General features: G+C 52.5%; 17 protein-coding genes and 1 riboswitch. Of the genes, 13 read left to right on the forward strand and 4 right to left on the reverse strand.

The genetic code is table 11. The features are described from left to right. Positions 1–60: 60 nt before the first annotated feature. Positions 61–1,422, reverse strand: a complete 1,362-nt coding sequence (locus PRECH8_RS09235) for a TrkH family potassium uptake protein (protein ID WP_200966818.1) — start codon at positions 1,420–1,422, stop codon at positions 61–63. A gap of 197 nt (positions 1,423–1,619) precedes the next feature. Here PRECH8_RS09235 and PRECH8_RS09240 point away from each other — a divergent pair, with 197 nt between their 5' ends. The 6 genes from PRECH8_RS09240 to PRECH8_RS09265 all read left to right on the forward strand — a co-directional run bounded on the left by PRECH8_RS09240 (position 1,620) and on the right by PRECH8_RS09265 (position 6,623). Next, the gene (locus tag PRECH8_RS09240; RefSeq protein ID WP_200966819.1) at positions 1,620–2,111 is read left to right on the forward strand and encodes an Lrp/AsnC family transcriptional regulator; all 492 of its coding nucleotides are present in this window, start codon (positions 1,620–1,622) and stop codon (positions 2,109–2,111) included. Positions 2,112–2,188: 77 nt separating this feature from the next. Beyond that, the gene (locus PRECH8_RS09245; RefSeq protein ID WP_200966898.1) at positions 2,189–3,352 is read left to right on the forward strand and encodes an aminotransferase class I/II-fold pyridoxal phosphate-dependent enzyme; all 1,164 of its coding nucleotides are present in this window, start codon (positions 2,189–2,191) and stop codon (positions 3,350–3,352) included. Positions 3,353–3,498: 146 nt separating this feature from the next. Further along, entirely contained in the window at positions 3,499–3,792 is a 294-nt protein-coding gene (locus PRECH8_RS09250; protein WP_242457513.1) for an aspartyl-phosphate phosphatase Spo0E family protein, read from the forward strand. A 277-nt stretch (positions 3,793–4,069) separates the two neighbouring features. Then, positions 4,070–5,035: an RluA family pseudouridine synthase gene (locus tag PRECH8_RS09255; RefSeq protein ID WP_200966820.1), complete on the forward strand. Its 966-nt coding sequence runs from the start codon at positions 4,070–4,072 to the stop codon at positions 5,033–5,035. 119 nt (positions 5,036–5,154) lie between these two features. Then, on the forward strand, positions 5,155–5,529 hold the full coding sequence (locus tag PRECH8_RS09260) for an arsenate reductase family protein (protein WP_200966900.1): 375 nt from the start codon (positions 5,155–5,157) through the stop codon (positions 5,527–5,529). A 200-nt stretch (positions 5,530–5,729) separates the two neighbouring features. Continuing rightward, complete coding sequence (locus PRECH8_RS09265; RefSeq protein WP_200966821.1) at positions 5,730–6,623, forward strand: 5'-3' exonuclease; 894 nt, start codon at positions 5,730–5,732, stop codon at positions 6,621–6,623. 96 nt (positions 6,624–6,719) lie between these two features. On the opposite strand, the gene PRECH8_RS09270 is transcribed toward PRECH8_RS09265, so the two are convergent. Next, complete coding sequence (locus PRECH8_RS09270; RefSeq protein ID WP_200966822.1) at positions 6,720–7,019, reverse strand: DUF3055 domain-containing protein; 300 nt, start codon at positions 7,017–7,019, stop codon at positions 6,720–6,722. A gap of 184 nt (positions 7,020–7,203) precedes the next feature. Further along, positions 7,204–8,145, reverse strand: coding sequence for a hypothetical protein (locus PRECH8_RS09275; protein WP_200966823.1), 942 nt, complete (start codon positions 8,143–8,145; stop codon positions 7,204–7,206). A 102-nt stretch (positions 8,146–8,247) separates the two neighbouring features. Here PRECH8_RS09275 and PRECH8_RS09280 point away from each other — a divergent pair, with 102 nt between their 5' ends. Beyond that, the gene (locus PRECH8_RS09280; RefSeq protein WP_207161787.1) at positions 8,248–8,856 is read left to right on the forward strand and encodes an AraC family transcriptional regulator; all 609 of its coding nucleotides are present in this window, start codon (positions 8,248–8,250) and stop codon (positions 8,854–8,856) included. A 147-nt stretch (positions 8,857–9,003) separates the two neighbouring features. Then, positions 9,004–10,008 (forward strand): HRDC domain-containing protein, encoded by a 1,005-nt coding sequence (locus tag PRECH8_RS09285; RefSeq protein ID WP_200966825.1) that lies wholly within the window; start codon positions 9,004–9,006, stop codon positions 10,006–10,008. A 139-nt stretch (positions 10,009–10,147) separates the two neighbouring features. On the opposite strand, the gene corA is transcribed toward PRECH8_RS09285, so the two are convergent. Continuing rightward, positions 10,148–11,089 carry a magnesium/cobalt transporter CorA gene (gene corA / locus PRECH8_RS09290; RefSeq protein ID WP_200966826.1) on the reverse strand — a complete coding sequence of 314 codons (942 nt, stop codon included), beginning with the start codon at positions 11,087–11,089 and terminating at the stop codon, positions 10,148–10,150. 420 nt (positions 11,090–11,509) lie between these two features. After that, positions 11,510–11,613: riboswitch (SAM riboswitch) on the forward strand. Between the two features lie 709 nt (positions 11,614–12,322). Here corA and metA point away from each other — a divergent pair. From metA to ytxC, 5 genes are all read left to right on the forward strand, one after another. Beyond that, positions 12,323–13,252 carry a homoserine O-acetyltransferase MetA gene (metA, locus tag PRECH8_RS09295; RefSeq protein ID WP_200966827.1) on the forward strand — a complete coding sequence of 310 codons (930 nt, stop codon included), beginning with the start codon at positions 12,323–12,325 and terminating at the stop codon, positions 13,250–13,252. Beyond that, positions 13,249–14,403: an aminotransferase class I/II-fold pyridoxal phosphate-dependent enzyme gene (locus tag PRECH8_RS09300; RefSeq protein ID WP_200966828.1), complete on the forward strand. Its 1,155-nt coding sequence runs from the start codon at positions 13,249–13,251 to the stop codon at positions 14,401–14,403. Before metA ends, PRECH8_RS09300 begins: the two co-directional genes overlap by 4 nt. A 121-nt stretch (positions 14,404–14,524) precedes the next feature. Next, positions 14,525–14,830: a hypothetical protein gene (locus tag PRECH8_RS09305; protein ID WP_200966829.1), complete on the forward strand. Its 306-nt coding sequence runs from the start codon at positions 14,525–14,527 to the stop codon at positions 14,828–14,830. Positions 14,831–14,845: 15 nt separating this feature from the next. After that, on the forward strand, positions 14,846–15,025 hold the full coding sequence (locus PRECH8_RS09310; RefSeq protein WP_200966830.1) for a hypothetical protein: 180 nt from the start codon (positions 14,846–14,848) through the stop codon (positions 15,023–15,025). A 133-nt stretch (positions 15,026–15,158) separates the two neighbouring features. Further along, positions 15,159–16,100, forward strand: coding sequence for a putative sporulation protein YtxC (gene ytxC, locus PRECH8_RS09315; protein ID WP_207161788.1), 942 nt, complete (start codon positions 15,159–15,161; stop codon positions 16,098–16,100). Positions 16,101–16,158 lie beyond the last annotated feature (58 nt).

Genomic DNA, 16,158 nt, shown 5'->3' on the forward strand with positions numbered 1-16,158 from the left:
CGCATCCGCTGAGCGCTGGGATGAAGCGGTCGAGACTGCGGCCGGCAGCTCTGCAGTTCCTCAGCCGATGATGATGTCTTCCTTCGGATAATGGAAGGCTTCTCTGCGCCGCAACGGCATGAAATGGAAGAGAATCGACAACAAACCGATGCGTCCCAGGAACATCAAGATCATGAGCACTCCTTGACTGATCGGCAGAAGCCGGCTGGCGAGTCCGCTGGACAGCCCCGTTGTTCCGAAGGCGGAACATACTTCGAAGATCACCTGATGGAGGGAGAAGCGGGAATTCTCGGTGCTGTCGATGAAGACGATGCTCAGCACCAGCAGCATCGTCGCAGCGGTGAAGACGACGAAGCTCTTGATGATATCCTCCTGCTTGATCGAGCGGCGGAATATGCGGACTTCTCGGCGTCCAAGAAGATACGCGCCAAGCGTCAGGATGATCACGATGAAAGTCGTCGTGCGAATCCCTCCGCCGGCGCTGGAGGGGCTTGCTCCGATGAACATCAGGATCGACATCAGGAAATGCGAAGCCGCGCTCAGCTCGTTCACATCCAGCACGGCAAAGCCTGCACTGCGCGTGGTGACCGAGTGGAAGAACGCATGGAACCATTTCTCATGCCAAGCCATATCCGCGAAGTACAGGTCCCGTTCGATGAGCCACAAGCTCAGGGCTCCTAAGATGAATAAGAGCAGATAGGTGAGCGCCGTTAACTTGGTAAACAAAGAGAAGTGAAAATGTTCATGCTTCCCGAAGAGATACTCCCTAACCTCAATGAGCACAGGGAAGCCGATCGCCCCGAGGATGATCAAGAGTGCGGTGACGATCTGCACGAAATAATCGTCTGCGAACTGCGTCATCGAGCCTGGGAAGATATCGAAACCGGAGTTCGTGAAGGATGCAATGCTGTGATAGAATCCTTCATATACCGCGCGGGACCAAGTTGAAACGTATCCAGCCGCGTAGAAATAGACGCTGAAGATCACCGCACCGATCAGTTCGATGGCGAAGGCCAAGAAGAACACATGCCGCAGCAGCCGTACGAGCCCGGCCAGCGAACTGCGATTCTGATCGATCATGATCCAGCGGCGATGGGTCAGCGTGACGCTGCGCCCGAACAGAATCCAGACGAAGGTGCCCAAGGTCATGATGCCGATCCCGCCGATCTGGAAGAGGATGAGCAGGATCAGATTGCCGATGGGCGTGAAGGTCTCATAGGTGTTGACCACCGTCAATCCGGTGACGCTGACGGCACTCGTCGAAGTGAACAGTGCCTCGAACCAGCTGAGCTCAGCCGACTCCTTCACGCTGAAAGGCATATATAACAGGACGCTGGCGATCAAGATGACCGCCAAATAGCCCAGGATGATGAACTGGGTCGGTGATAAGCGCTGGATGAGTCGTTTACGGTGAACGATCATGGGGTTTACTTCCTTTCCGCCAAAAACTACGACCTATCATACAATAAATCAACGCCAATATCTAACATGTCGTTTGTTTGCTCGCAGAATGGTTTTGCATATCTTTACAGCTCCCTTGTCTCCATTGTAAGATGGAAGAATACTGAAGAGTATGCGAAGTTAGGCATCATACAGTGAACAGGAGGTCTAAAGGCAGGATGGATCAATTTCATACGAATATATTAGAACTGCTGCGGGAAGACTCCCGCCGCTCCCCGGCGGTGATCGCGACGATGCTCGGCGCCGAGGAAGAGGCGGTCAAGCAAGCGATTAAGGATCTGGAGGACGATCATGTGATCGTCAAATATTCGGCAGTTGTCAACTGGGACAAAGTCGATGAGAACAAGGTGACGGCATTGATCGAAGTGCAGATCACTCCGGAACGCGGGCGCGGTTTTGATGCGATCGCCGAGCGAATCTATCTCTATCCGGAAGTCAAGTCGGTGTATCTGATGTCCGGCGGCTATGATCTTCTCGTCGAAGTAGAGGGCAAATCCCTGATGGAAGTAGCTGCTTTCGTCTCCAATAAACTATCGCCGATCGAATCGGTATTGTCGACGAAGACCCATTTTATCCTCAAAAAATACAAACAGGACGGGGTCATCTTCGAGGATCATGAGGATGATCATCGCCTGATGATCAGTCCGTGAAGAAGGAAGCGAGAAGGATGAAGGAACAAGAGCAAGTACAAGTACAAGTACAAGTACAAGTGCAAACCTCCAAACCGATGTCCGACTATCTGAATCCCATGGTGCGTGCCATCCCGCCGTCGGGAATCCGCCGTTTCTTCGATATGGCCAATGCCAGCAAGGACAAGGATGTCATCACCCTGGGTGTAGGCGAGCCGGATTTTGTGACGCCTTGGCATGTCCGTGATGCGGCTGTGTATGGATTGGAGAGGGGCAGGACGAGCTATACGGCGAATGCGGGCATGATCGAGCTTCGTGAGGCGATCACCGAGTACTTGTATACTCGCTTTCAATTGGAATATGATCCTGAGCATGAGGTCATCGTCACCATCGGCGGCAGCGAAGCGATCGATCTGGCGCTGCGTGCACTGGTTGGACCGGGGGATGAGGTCTTGATCCCTGAGCCGACCTATCTGCCTTACTCCCCGTTGTCCATGTTAAACGGCGGCGTTGCCGTGCCTGTGGAGACGAAGCCGGAGCATCAATTCAAGCTGCAGGCGGAGGATCTTATGGCGAAGTTGACGCCGCGCTCGAAGGTGCTCATCCTCTGTTATCCCAGCAACCCGACGGGCGGGATCATGAGCTATGAGGATTGGCTGCCGATTGCGAAGATCGTCGAAGAGCATGATCTCATCGTCATCTCCGATGAGATCTATGCGGAGCTGACCTATGAAGGACGGCATGTCAGCTTTGCTTCGCTGCCTAATATGAAAGAACGCACGATCGTCGTCAGCGGCTTCTCGAAGGCCTTCGCGATGACAGGATGGCGCATGGGCTATGTCTGCGGTCATCCAGACTTGATCAGCGCTATGCTCAAGATCCACCAGTACACGGTGATGTGCGCACCGATTATGGGACAGATCGCTGCCCTGGAGGCGCTGCGCAACGGCATCGAAGAGATGGAGAAGATGGTGGAATCCTATAACCGAAGACGGCGTCTCGTCGTGGAGGGTTTCCGGCAGATCGGTTTGCCTTGCCACGAGCCGCAGGGGGCTTTTTATGCTTTTCCCGATATTCGGGGGACGGGTTTGACTTCGGAAGAATTTGCCCAGCGATTGCTGCGTGAGGCCAAAGTTGCGGTCGTGCCGGGGCATGTATTTGGTCTGGGCGGAGAAGGGTTTATTCGCTGTTCCTATGCAACTTCCGTCAATCAGTTGCTGGAAGCGATTGAGCGGATCGGCTCATTTATTCAGAAAATCTAAAATGATTCTTGTCGAAAAATAGCGAATTAGACTGCGAATTTTCGATAATTATATAATTGCTCAGATGTTGAAAATTTTGTTATAATGAGAGTGCGGTATGGTTGACATGCAATGCTGGAATTTCTTTTTACTAAGGGGGGTTGATCGTGGCGTTAGACTACCGGCAGATGATGCAGTTTCATCAACAACCGATCATTCGCGAACCTGAACACACGTCAAGTTCACCCTACCATATAAGGAAGAGAATGAATAAAGTGGATATGTTGGAAGAGGAAATTTACATACTTCGTACTCTTATGGAGAAGACAGCCGAGAGCGAACAATCCTTCACATCTGAGATGGTTGTTCATATCAGCAGTTTGCTGGATAAGAAGATCTATGAATATATGAAGCTGAATCATGGCAGAAGACACAGCTCATATAAGTCTGATTTGGACTAAGCGTCGTGATCGCCCTTACCCGTTGCCGATTCTCGCAGGATCGGTTCCAGGTCGCAGGTGATGAGGAAGGTTAAGCTTCGATCCGTGATCAATCTCTGCCTCTATACTTGAGTTGTCGAAGATCGTCACTTGGGTGTAGGGGCAGTTTTTGTGTGCCTGTTTGTGTGCTTGTGTGAGAATGAGCCGTCTCTTTTCGCCCATCGTTGTCGATATGTTAAGATAGATAGAGGTCGAAACCGATGATCGAACAAGAGATGAATGATGGTGGTAAGGACGAATGAACGGGACTAGAAAATGGGATACGAGTAAGCAGCATACTTTGCGCTATATAGCAGGTCCTGAGGATGAAGATGTGAAACTGCGGACGATCCTGCGCCAGCGGCTTCAAGTATCGCGCAGGCTGATGACGAAGTTGAAGTTCATCGAAGGCGGGATTACGGTGAACGGCGCGCGTCTCTATATGGATGCGAAGCTCAAGCCGGGAGATGTTGTGGAATTGAGACTTCCAGTGGAAACCTCGGAGACGATCGAGCCGCAGCCGATGGAACTTGATATCCTGTATGAGGATGATTATCTGCTGGCGGTGAATAAGCCGGCGGGGATCATCGTTCATCCGACCCTGGGGCATGATCGGGATACGCTGGCCAATGGCGTGATGTATTACTGGCAGCAGCGGGGCGAATCCTACCGCTTCCGCCCGGTGCATCGCTTGGACGAAGAGACCAGCGGCGTTGTGGTGATCGCTAAGAACGCCTATGTGCATGAGCGGATCTCGCAGCAGCTGCAGGAACATACCGTGCAGAAGATCTATATCGCCTACGTCCACGGAATCCTGGAGCGATCTTCCGATGTTATCTCTGCACCGATCGACCGCGATCCGGAGAATCCGCATATCCGTATCGTTACGGAGAGCGGCTATCCAGCGGTGACAGCTTATGAGGTGCTGCGCACCTTTGCGCATGCAAGCCAAGTGCGCCTCTCCTTGAAGACCGGCCGCACTCATCAGATCCGCGTGCATATGCGCTGGCTCGGTCATCCGCTGATCGGTGACCGCATGTATGCGCTGCCCGAGTATGATGATGAACCGTACCGCGCTTTGCTGCCGGGACAAGCTTTGCATGCACAGAAGATCGTCTTGCGTCATCCGATCCATGATGAGGATATCCAGATCGAAGCGCCGCTTCCCGCGGAACTGCTGCGTTTGCAGTCCATGTTGGAACAGGGAGCTGATTCAGGAAGATGAATCTGCCGAGCTGTATTGATCTAATGTCTGATATGATGTTTATCATGCAAGTCTAACCACTCTGCTGGAGCTTCGCAGCGGGAACGGCTGTGAAAATCTTGTTAGGAAGGGAGCAGATCCTGATGAAACTGACCGTATATGCATATTCCGGATGCAGCACTTGCCGCAATGCGCTCAAATGGCTGCGCGAACACGGCCATACGATCGAGGAGATTCCCATCAGAGAACAGCCGCCGAGTGCACCGGAATTGAAGGACCTGATCGCGAAGAGCGGACTTGAGATCAAGAAATGGTTCAATGTATCCGGCAGTGTGTATCGAGAACTCGGCCTGAAGGATAAACTGCCGGAGATGAAGGATGAGGAGAAAATCGCGCTTTTGGCTTCCAACGGCATGCTGCTCAAGCGGCCGATCGTCACCGATGGTGAACGTGTCACTGTCGGCTTTAAGGAAGAGGAATTCCAGCGCGTCTGGGGAAGCGGCTCGTCCTTTTGACCAGGAAGCGGGGCTGGATGTTTTTCCGAAAGGAAGCATGAAGGGTATTAGGGTCTGATGAGGCGCCGGGTTTCGGGGGAGTCTGGGAATTGGGGGCCCCCGGTTTCTGCCATAGCTGAATGCAAGTTTAAGTTGTTTTCTATCTCGACAAATTTCCCGGGAAATATGCGGGCTGAACATAGGTAAAGGAGTTTACTATCATGAATCAAGACGAACAAACCGTCCCTTCACTGCTGATCGTGGACAGCTTCGCACTGTTGTTCCGCGGGTTCTATGCGACGGCTGTGCATGGGAATTATATGCGGAATTCGAAGGGTTGGTATACCAACGGCATCTATCAATTTACCCGCTACATGTTGGATGCCGTTAGGCGATTTACACCCACCCATGTTGCCTGCGCCTTTGATATGGGGAAGGCGACCTTTCGCCACGAGTTGTATACTGATTATAAGGCGAACCGTGATGAGCCGCCGCTCGAACTCATTCCGCAATTCGACAAACTTCGCGATCTAGTCGATGCTTTCGACATTCCCTGCTTAGGAATCGAAGGATATGAGGCGGACGACATCATCGGTTCTTTGGCCAAGCAATATGCGGCGAAGGGATCGAAGGTTCGGATCTTAACGGGGGACGGGGACACCTATCAACTGATCGACGAGCATATCGAAGTGGTCATGCTTCGCAAAGGGTTCGGCAACTACGATGTCGTTCATCTCGAGAATCTGCCGGTGATCGCCGGCGTGGAGCACCCGCATCAGATCGTTGAGATGAAGGCGCTGATGGGGGATGCGTCGGATAACATCCCGGGATGCCCGAATGTCGGGCCGAAGACCGCTCAGCGGTTGATCGCCGAATATGGGGATGTGGACGGGATCTATGCCCGTATCGATGAGATCAAGGGCAAGCTGCGCGAGCGGCTGGAAACCTATAAGGAGCAGATCTACTTGTCCCGAGATCTAGCGAGGATCCGGACGGATCTTCAGATCGATTGCCCGCCGGAGCGGTGCCGTTATGAGTGGAACCGGGAGAAGCTCCTGTCTGTATTGGAGGAGTTTGAGTTCCGCACGATCATCCGCAGCCTCGTCGCAGGCTAGGGAGCGTGAATAAGGACGACAGGAAAGAAACAGGGGATAGGGAATGGAACCAGTGAGTAACAAAGTCCATCCCTATCCCCTTGCTTGTATCCTGCATCAATGGTCCGTGATGTTCAGCGGTCCGACGACTTGCTGCAGGAACGCGCGCAGCTCCTCCCCGGCTTCTTCGTCGAGCTTGAAAGTATATTCGAGATAGCCTTCTTCTTCGAGATCATCGGGGCCGATAATCGCGGTAACACCGGTCTGCATGTCGGTGACGAGCTTCTTGCCGTAGAAGCGATTCGTCGTTGTGATCGCCAGATCGAAGCGATGCATGCTCGGACCGATGAAGGTGATGTATCTTGTAGAGGTTTGCTCGGTGCTGTCCGATAGGAAATCAAACTCAACATGGCTCATCATATCATCTCCCTTGTTACTCGTATTATACACACTTTCAAGTTCTGCACAACTATACAACTATACAATAAGAGAAACAAGAGAAATAAGAGAAACCAGCCCCTAGTATTGCTGCAAGGGAGCTGGTTGGCTGATAAGCTGGATGAGCGGCTTAGAAATCTCTGCGGAGACAGCAGTTTGTTGTTTAGAACTCTCTATAGAAATCATCGCGCAATTCCGAAACCGCCAGATAGCATTCCTTCCCATCGAGCAGCTGCGCGGGCACTCTCCAGACATCGCCGTAATAGAAGCTGTCGGCGGCTAACTCTCCGTCAGCGTAGATCTGTGCAGCATCGCCGAGATCATCGATCTCGATGAATCCTTGCGATCCTTGCACGTTGATCTTCTGCCAGGTGATCTTGCGCTTCCCGCCCAGATGGAGATGGTCGATATATCTGGGCTGGAAAGGCGGCTGATCTACAGGTTCGAAGGAGACGCTGGGCGCGGTGTAAGGCTGCTGAATCGTTCCTTCCATGAAGCGCTCGCCATTCCACAACCAATATCGGTATTCGCCGTCCTGTACAGAGCGGAGGGTGCCGTCAGCCGTGTACAGATCGCATCCTTCGCTCAAGTACAGCTTGCCGTCCAGTCTGCGCAGATACAGGGCTTGTTCCCAGGTAAGGGTGACGATGGTGATATCGTCAATCCTCAGCATGGAGTCGAGACCGGCCTTCGGCCGGAAGACGCGGCCGTCAGCCAAGCCGTATTCCGCCGGAATACCGGGAATCTGTACGAAGAGATAAACATCGTCCTGTTTGCACAAGGGCTGTGCTGTGGCGTACTTAAGCTGCTGCCCCGACAGATCCATATGGAAGGGCATGAAGAAACTGATGTCCCCGCAGACATCGATGGCTGGGAAGGTGACGGTGCCTGTGTCGATGACGACGCCGTGAAGATCGGCAAGGATTGCACGCCGCTGGTAATGGTTGATGAAGACAAACCCGCTCTTCCCATCTGTCCGCATCACATAGCGCAGAGAAGTCGTATCGTCACGCTTCACCGTATGCTCGGCTTCCACGCGAATCATCGGCGCCAGGATCTCTCCGTATGCGGGGAAGGCGGAAGCGGCTCCAAGTGCGGATTCCACGGGGCATCGCAGTATCCGCCGAAGACAGGCACTACTTCATCCACCGGGATCTTCGCTCCTGCAGCGGCATTCCAACCCGTTACTGTATAGATCGGGGCGATGATGCCGCACTCGACGGCGATTTTCGAGGGACGGGATGCGGAATCCGTGCTCCATGCGCTGCGTCTGCCGATCTTACAGCCGATAGCAGTAAATGAACATGATCTGGAGCGGCTGGAAAATGAGCTGCGTGAACTGTGGCATATTCCCGAACATGTGGAGGGAGAGCCCGATCGAATCGCATCAGTGAGGATCTACGAGCTCCTAACTTGCATCGCTGCGATGACATACCATGAGGAGCCCAAGCAGCTGTATCGCAGCAATGCGGAAGCGGAGAAGCTGCTCCGTGCAGCAGTGCATTATATGGAGCAGCACTACATGGAAGAGATCAGCGTGGCGAATATCGCCTATACCATCGGCTATTCGCAGCAGCATTTTCAGAGAAGGTTCAAAGAGATGTACGGCATGAATCCGAGCCAATATCTGCTGCGTCTCCGCCTGCTCAAAGGAGCCCAGCTGCTGGAACAGGAATTCGAGCGAACCGTCGGTGAGATCGCGGAGATGGTGGGGATGGAGCTGAACTATTTCGTGCGTGTATTCAAAAGGGAGTACGGCATCACACCGGCGAAATATCGCGCGATGCAAGCCCGGCACCATGATCCCTCACCATGAAAACCGGGGCGTCGGCTGGAAATCCCGATTCTAGATGTTGCTCTATATGTAAGATTATAGTATAATGTAGGTACTTCGCGCGGAGGAAGCACCTCTCTTACAGATGTAGGAGAGGTGTTTTTTTATATTCATTAGGAGGTGCATCGATTGAATCTGGTATTCATGAACAGTATGGAGAAGGTTACCGGCGAACAGGTGTTGAACGGTCAGATTACGATCTGTGAACAGCATGGCAAGTGGCAAGTGACTTGGAGTGAACAGGATGCTGCGGGCAAGGTTATTCAGGAGGATTGGTACGACGGAACCGGCTGGGAGGAGATGATGCGGGTGTTTCGCTATCGCATCTCCGAGAAGCTCGGTGAGGGATTCCTGCCCGTGCTCGACGGGATCACTGATCAATTCACGATGCCGAAGGGCAGAGAGGAGATCCAGCAGATGATCCTGTGTTACAGCGACTTGAACCGCAATGATGAGCTGTATGAAGAACTGCGCGACTGGCGCCGGAATACAGCGATGAAGGAGAATAAGGCGGCGTACTTCATCGCTTCTAACCGTTTGCTCGGTCTGATCAGCGCTTATATTCCCAAGACGAAGGACGAGCTCAAGCAGGTGCCCGGATTCGGAGCATATCGGATGGAGCATTATGCAGAGGCGGTGCTTCAGATCACGAACAAGTACGATCGGGAGACGGAATTCCCGCTCAACTGGGTGCCTGAGAAGCTGGATCGCAAGCAGTTTACACTGTGGTACTATCAGCAGAAGCAGCTGCAGCTGCGCAAAGAGCGGGATGAGCATCGCTTGAAGAAAGTGCTGCTGGAGCGAATCGCGAAGGGCGCGGCGCTGGATCAGATCTGTTCGGAACTGGAGCTGCCGATACGCGAGGCGATTCAGTGGATCGAGATCTTGGATGCAGAGGGCTATGAGATAGAAGGACTCATCGAAAGGGAGATGGGGAATATGCCCGATGAGCTGCGGGAGCGGGCGCTCTATGCCTTCGGGACAATAGGCGACCGTTACCTGAAGCCGATCTTGACTGAGGTGTACGGAGAGAACTTGCCGGAAGGAGCGGATCTAAGCAGACTGTACGCGTGGCTGCGGTTGTTAAGAATCTATTACCGCCGCGTGCAAGAAGCTTCCGCAGCCGTATCATAATGATGAAGAACGGCATCGCAGTGCAGGCAGAGTGCCCGCAGCATGCGATGCCGCTCTATGCTATAAGCCGGTATATCTCATTGTGTGCTCAGTAAGATAAGCAGGATATATCCTATTCTGTGCACTTTCATATGGAGGATTAGAGCCAGTCTTTCTTACGGAAGAAGAAGAAGATTCCCGTGCCGATCAGAACCATGACAGCGAGTACGACATAGTAGCCGTACTTCCAATCCAATTCGGGCATATGGGTGAAGTTCATCCCGTAGATGCCGGTGATCACGGTGAGCGGCATCATGATCACCGTCATCGCCGTGAACACACGCATGATCTCGTTCGCTCGGTTGGACAGACTGGATTGATAAGCCTCCCGCAGGTTGCTCATGAGGTCTCTGAAGGTCTCGAAGGACTCAGCGATCTTCACAGCATTCTCGTAGATATCACCGAAGTATTGCTGCAGTTCAGAATTGATCAGATCGAGATCGCGGCGGTTCTTCAAGGTGGCGATCAGTTCCTTCTGCGGACCAAGAGCTTTCTTCAGCCAGAGGATCTCGCCGCGCAGTCCGATGATCTCATTCAGGTGGGATTTCTGGGTGCGGATGAGGATGTCCTCTTCCAATTGCTCGATCATCAGTTCGATGCGGTCTGCTACCGGGAAGTAATTGTTGATGACCGTATCGATGAGATGGTATAAGAGCCGATCGGGAGTGTTGACCTGTTCGACGAGGAGCTTCGGTTTGAACAACCTGATCTCGTTGATCTTCTGCTTCGTGGCCGTGATGATCCAGTGTTTGCCTAAGAAGATATTGAGCGGCCGCAGGAAGATCTCCTCGTCGTCGAACCGGATGCTGTTGATCACGATGAAATAATGATCGCTGTATACTTCCAGTTTGGGACGCTGCTCTTCATCATGCAAGCAGTCCTCGATGGCTAATTCATGAAGATTGAACCATGGCTGCAAGGATGTCAGCTCATCGACGGAGGCGTCGATCCAGTAGAATCCGTCTTCCGGCGCTTGCTGCAAGAGGGAGAAATCTTCCTCGAGCAAGGTGAAGACGCCTTGTTGCACCAAACGTACCTTCATGATGATGCACTCCTTTCCACATGTTGATACTGTCGGGCTGCATCGTTCGGTACGTTGTGCAGACGGTCTACAGGCGTCTTGCGGGTACCGAACCTGGCCCGACGCGATGGATGCTGCTTATGAGGCGTGATTGGGGTTTGGGTCGATCCCCGTCCAAGAACGCCACCTCCTGTTCCAGTGAAAAGTCATCACCTGTTGCAGCTATGCATATACTTAAGCATATACTATGCTAACAACAACAGCTGACGTGGGTTAAGTATAAACCCTCGGCATAACTTTTTACAAGCCCATAAACCATGCTTGACTAATGCTTGACTAGGGCCCGTATATCAGTTAAAGTATTAATCACCAATGATGATTTCGGTCACGCAACACGCGAGATGATCTTCGTCTTGAAATAACTGAATATCGTTTTAGAAACTCTTATCAAGAGCAGGTGGAGGGACGAGCCCGATGAAACCCGGCAACCGGCAGTATGCACGGTGCTAATTCTTGCAGGAGCTGCGGCTTCTGAGAGATGAGAGAGGATGTATGATACAGACGCCTTTCTCACGCAGAAAGGCGTTTTTCATATATACTCTGAACGCATACGTTCAGCAGTGCTGATGGAGAAGATCCTAGATGCTGATGGATCAGATCCTGACGAGCGATAGAAGAAGTTATAGAAACCGGCGCTTCCAGCACTTTCAGCACTTCAGCCGCTTAATGTGACGCTTCATGTGAAGAGGTTTGTGAGATTAACGGAACTACAGTACGTTATTTGGCCCATTATGCCCGATTTCCGCAGTCTAACGGAACGTTGGTGCGCTATTCCTTCGGGCAATCGCAGTTTCGCTTGATTTTCTGCGAAATAACGGATCACTGTTCCGTTACAATTTGGGATTGGGTGGTTCTACATATAATAACGAACTCCAGTTCCGTTAGTGCAACGCGCTGCAGAATCACGCGAGCATCATGCGGTGCATCGTCAGTGTTATGCGCAGGCGTGCTCTGCAGAATCACGTGAGCACCATGCGGTGCATCAGTCAGCGCAAAGTCCCGGCGGCATCATGGACGTGCTGGTTTCAAGCCATCGTTTACATCGCAGCTCTTTACTGCATCGTTGTTATGCATCAGCGCCGCACTGCCAGTGCGCTGCATCGCATACAGCGGTTTGGCGCCGTTGCAGCGGTTCGCTGGATGTGCTGTATGTTTACCATTAAGTCAACACCATCGTTAAAGGAGTGGAGTATCATGCCTATCAAGATTCCTGATCAACTGCCCGCCAAAGAAATCCTGCAAAGTGAGAATATCTTCGTGATGGATGAGACGAGAGCCTATCATCAGGATATCCGTCCGCTCAACATCGTCATCCTGAACCTCATGCCCACGAAGATCACAACCGAAACCCAGCTGATGAGGCTGATCGGGAATACTCCACTGCAGGTTGAGTGCGTGCTGCTGCACCCGAAGACGCATCGTTCGAAGAATACACCCGTTGAACATCTGGAGACATTCTACAAGACCTTCGATGATATCAAGAACCGCAGGTTCGACGGGATGATCATCACCGGGGCTCCAGTAGAACATCTGGAGTTCGATGAAGTGGACTACTGGGAAGAACTGAAACAGATCATGGCCTGGAGCGTCGACCATGTGACGTCGACTTTCCATATATGTTGGGCCGCGCAAGCAGGATTATACTATCACTATAACATACCCAAATATAAGCTCGACAAGAAGATCTTCGGCGTCTATGCCCATACGGTGAGCAAACTGAACGTGAAACTCCTGCGCGGTTTCGATGATATCTTCTATGTGCCGCAATCGCGTCATACGGAAGTACGGCGGGAGGACATCGAGCGCGTGCCGGAACTGGAGATTCTCTCCGAATCGGAAGAGGCCGGCGTGTACATCGTCGCCAGCAAGGACGGCAGGCAGATCTTCGTGACGGGTCATTCGGAGTACGATCCGGAGACGCTGCGCTTGGAGTATGAGCGTGATCTGAAGAAGGGGATGGATATCGATATGCCGGTGAATTATTTCCCGGACAACAATCCCGAACTTCCGCCCAGATCGATCTGGCGTGCCCATGCGAATCTGTTGTTTTCTAACTGGCTGAACTATTACGTATATCAAGAAACGCCCTATGAGTGGACGTTGGGAGAGGAGTCAGGAGAATGAAGATCGACACACGTCTTGCGCAGATCGGTTCAAAGTCCGATCCGGAAACGGGAGCTGTGAGCTATCCGATATATCAATCCACTGCCTTCCGCCATCCCCGGCTGGGACAAAGCACCGGCTTCGACTATGCGCGTACGAAGAGCCCGACCAGAGCGGTGTTGGAAGAGGCCGTCGCTGAGTTGGAATCCGGTGATGCGGGCTTCGCTTGCAGCTCGGGCATGGCGGCGCTGCAGACGGTCTTCTCGCTGTTCCAACAGGGAGATCATCTGATCGTCTCCGTTGATCTGTACGGTGGAACATACCGTCTGCTGGAACGCATCATGGCGAAATTCGGCATTACGACCTCGTATGTGGACACCAATGACCTTCAGCAGCTGGAAGAGGCGTATCAGTCGAATACAAAGGCGGTGCTCATCGAGACGCCAACGAATCCGCTGATGATGATTACGGATATCCGTAAGGTCAGCGCATGGGCTCGGGATAAAGGGCTGCTGACGATCGTGGATAACACGCTGCTTACTCCTTACTTCCAGCGTCCCATCGAACTTGGAGCGGATATCGTGGTTCACAGTGCAACCAAGTATCTGGCTGGTCACAATGATGTGCTGGCCGGACTCATCGTCACTAAGGGCAAGGAGTTGTCCGAGGAGATGGCGATGCTGCACAATGCGATCGGCGCCGTACTCGGTCCGCAGGATTCATGGCTGCTCATGCGCGGGATGAAAACCCTCGCCCTCAGGATGGAGAGGCATCAGAGCAATGCGAAAGCGATCTGCGCTTGGCTGGCGGAACACCCGCTGGTGGAAGAAGTGTACTATCCCGCACTGCCTGATCATCCCGGCTATGACGTGCATAACGCTCAGTCTTCCGGCAACACCGGCATCTTCTCCTTCCGGGTGAAGGATGCGCGGCTGGTGGAGCCCTTCCTTCGCCATCTGGATCTAATCGCCTTTGCAGAGAGCCTGGGCGGTGTGGAATCCTTGCTCACCTACCCGGCGGTCCAGACCCATGCGGATATTCCTGAAGAGATTCGCAGGAAACTTGGTGTCGATGACCGTTTGCTGCGTTACTCGGTCGGCATCGAACATCCCGATGATCTGATCGCGGATTTGGCGCAGGCCTTTGACCGGGCATATGCGGAGATTACATAGTGCACGTATTGCGCAGATGTGCGATCCGTATGTGAAACGATCAGAAGGATTATTTTAAGATTTCCGTTGCAGGTACGGTTCTGAAGATATCATGAATTACATACAGTGCAGGAGGGGTGACATGTTCGGCGTCGGTAAAGGACGAGGAATGAGACAAGCAAGACATGCTTGGCATCAAGCAGTCCAGATTTTTAAACCGAATCGTCTGTTAAAGTACTTCCCTCCTGCTTTTCAATTGCGCAATCCCGCTATGTCGCTGCTGGATCTGGCGCGCAAGCGCGGTGACACCTGCGGCGTCGTGGTGCTGTATCTGGAAGGCATGAGCAAGCTGATGATGTCCTGCGCGGCTTTCTTAAGCTTTAAGGCGTATATTCTGCGTATAATCTTCACGCTTGATGCCCCATCCTATGACAAACATGTGCGATGAAACGGAGGGGTCATCTTGAGTGCTAAGAAGAACAAAGCCTCCAAAGGGGCTGGCAGAGCAGCTGCCAATGAAGGTTCGATCAACATCGTCCAAAACCGCTATATCGACGGCTCCTTCCGGGATAACGAGCCGGTAATCCGCGATGATGCGGACGAATGGCTCGTGCATCTTAACAGCTACGAAGAGAAAACGTGATCGGCGCCGTATTGCCGCCCGCCTTATCGCACAGCCTTATCCCTTCCTTTCCATATGTTTCGTCGTATATCTCCCTTGTACCCGCCATATAATTTTAGAAGCGAGTTTAAACCTTGGATCAAAGTCAAGTCTGATGATGTTATTGCTTAGTGATCAATATGGAAGGGAAGTGAAGGCGGGTATGGAGCATATACGAGTGCAGGTCAGCGGGGAGCCGCCGGCTGCAGACCGCTTCGAACATCTGCTGCAAGATCAGCTTAAGCGATGGTTACATAAGCAAATTGCTGTGGATATGGACATGAAGTCCGTCGGTCAGCTGCAGGAGATCAGGGTTGGAGCGGCGGACCGCGAACAGCTCGTGAAGGCGGTGGCGCAGGCCGTCGCCCAGTACGTGACCGAATTCCATGAACACGATGTGATCCGCAGTTTAATTGCGGATGAATACGGATATGATGAGCCGGAAGAACTGGCAGAGATCGAGGCGTACTGCTGGCACAATTCGGATCCGCTGCAGGAAGCGGATCAAAGCGCGGATCTGGAGAGAAGGAAGCAGCAGATCGCTGAAGAAGTAGCCGAGTATTTGGATGCGAATCATTTGTTGAATGTGGAAGGTCTGGTGCGCTTTCGGCTGCTTCGCTACACGGAGCATCTGCGGGGAATCGTCGAATATGCGATTGATGAATACACCGCGGACAAACAATACGAGGAATTTATTTCTTTGCTTAAGTATTTCGTATATATCCAGGAGGCGAAGATACCTGCTGCGCATCTGATCCACAAGGGTGCCCATGAATTCGACCTCTTGAATGAGAAGATGGAACCGATCGAGACGAAACAGCTGGATCAATTCGTTGTGGAAATGATCGATAAGGAGATCAATTATGAAGATATGATCGTCAGCACACTGATCACCGTATCCCCGCAGCATGTCTACATCCATACCCGCAATCCGGATATGCAAGTGATCCGCACGATCCAGCAGATCTTCGAAGACCGGGCGGCTGTATGCACGTCTTGTCCGCAGTGCCGGCCCTTGCTCGGCGACTATAAGAGGCAGGACCATTCTTATCGATAATTCTCTGGTCCGGGATAAGCGCCCTTGACCGCGGGACGAGTCGGATCTATAATATGAA

It is taken from the genome of Insulibacter thermoxylanivorax (genome assembly GCF_015472005.1).
In the GTDB taxonomy this organism is placed as follows: domain Bacteria; phylum Bacillota; class Bacilli; order Paenibacillales; family DA-C8; genus Insulibacter; species Insulibacter thermoxylanivorax.